General features: G+C 31.9%; 4 protein-coding genes. All 4 read left to right on the top strand.

Features of this window, described 5'->3' with window-relative positions; all coding sequences use genetic code 11:
• Positions 1-158 precede the first annotated feature (158 nt).
• Complete coding sequence (locus tag JCM19033_RS21630; protein ID WP_054637886.1) at positions 159-446, top strand: hypothetical protein; 288 nt, start codon at positions 159-161, stop codon at positions 444-446.
• A complete protein-coding gene (locus JCM19033_RS21625) occupies positions 446-673 on the top strand; it encodes a hypothetical protein (protein WP_054637885.1) in 228 nt (75 codons plus the stop codon). The genes JCM19033_RS21630 and JCM19033_RS21625 overlap by 1 nt, the downstream gene beginning before the upstream one ends.
• A gap of 64 nt (positions 674-737) precedes the next feature.
• Positions 738-1,013, top strand: a complete 276-nt coding sequence (locus JCM19033_RS21620; RefSeq protein WP_054637884.1) for a hypothetical protein — start codon at positions 738-740, stop codon at positions 1,011-1,013.
• Between the two features lie 91 nt (positions 1,014-1,104).
• Positions 1,105-1,529, top strand: a 425-nt coding sequence (locus JCM19033_RS21615) for a hypothetical protein (RefSeq protein WP_198153628.1), incomplete at its 3' end; no start/stop codon positions are given.

The following is a 1,529-nucleotide window of genomic DNA, read 5'->3' as shown; positions in this document are numbered from 1 at the left end:
CTTTTCTATAGGTACTTAGAGTATTATGAGGAAATGCTTAATAAAGGACTTAAAAGAGGCTTAGGTTCAATACCTTTGGTTGAATTAGAGGAAGAAACTGAAAAAATTCTTAGTAAGGTCAGTGATTCATCTACTGCTGTAAAAGCAATTATGAATTGATGAACATCATTGGGGCTATTGATTATCAATTTAATGATCAACACGATATACCATCAGAAAGAACATTAACGATTATTAATCCGATTAGGCTTATTTCTTTTTTAAAACAAACCCAAAAAATACAAACCCAAGTAGAGTATTGGTTAGAACAAGCTGCCCAGGGTAATTTTGAGGTAGAAAAAAGAGAGGACTACTTAGATCATATATTTGAAAGCTATAATAAATGTGCACCTTTATATATGACAAGCGACAGGCAAAACATTTTTATATTGAAAGTAACCAAGTAATGGGAAATGGTCATTTTGTGTTGAACACAGACTTAGGTTCTAACCATGATTATATGGCGAAAGAACTATCTAAAGAATTAACAAATACAGTTAAGAAGTATTTTGAAGTTTATCCTTTTGCAAAGGATGGACTGGATATCTTATTTCTATATTGTAATAGCTTTGAAGCTATCACTCGCTCTGTTGAATCTTTATTTAAACAAGTTAAAAGATTTAAAGAAAAGTAAAAAATAAACTATTCATAGCCAAAATGCTGCTGATCTTCATGAAAAGTTAAATGAATGGTTATGGGTGAATGAAGAATTTACAAACCCTATCCAGAATAGCCGTTTACCCAAGGTAGAAATCAACGTAATATCAGGGGGAAACCTGAAAGAGATTAAAAAAGAAGTAGAAGACCATATGGTTGATACTGACCTTGTAGTATTAACTGATTACTTTGGACAAGGTAAACAAGTTCAATACCAGTTTGAACTTGCATCAAACAGAGAAAACACTGAGGATTGGTTCCAACAGCCAATAAAACAACCGTTATTAACAGTAGATTCAGTGAAAAAATACCATTGATAAGTGAGCAGCAACCAAGGGCGTTGGAAGAATTTTATAGAATGCAATATATTCTTTCGTCTCAAACTATCCCGATGAAAATCATTTTAATATGCTGACAAGTACAATTCAGCTAGCTGTTGAAGATTCGAACTTGATAGACTTTATGCATGAAAAATTTAATTGGGTAATTATATTAGATCGATTTCTAGATAAATCATTATTGCAAAAAGCCTCTGGTAAAGCTCATATTATCCAATATAAATCAAAAGCTGGTACTAGTAAGAATACTAAGTTGACGGTTTCTTCATCTGAATATGTAAAAAAACTTAGTAATAAAAACAAAGATTATGCTTATCACGATCGTTTGTATAAAAAGTTAGCTAATATTCTAAAGAACGCCTCCATATCTAGAGATATAGTGATCAGCGCTGTTGATAAAGTAAAAGAAATAGCAGGATCCTTGGTTTTAAGAGTGATAGGCGCAGGGCAATATTCGCATGAAATGTTAGCAACCTATTTAACTATTGAAAGGAT

It is taken from the genome of Thalassobacillus sp. C254 (assembly GCF_001310615.1).
Note: the sequence above shows the minus strand (reverse complement) of the source record. Positions and strands in the feature narration are given on the sequence as shown.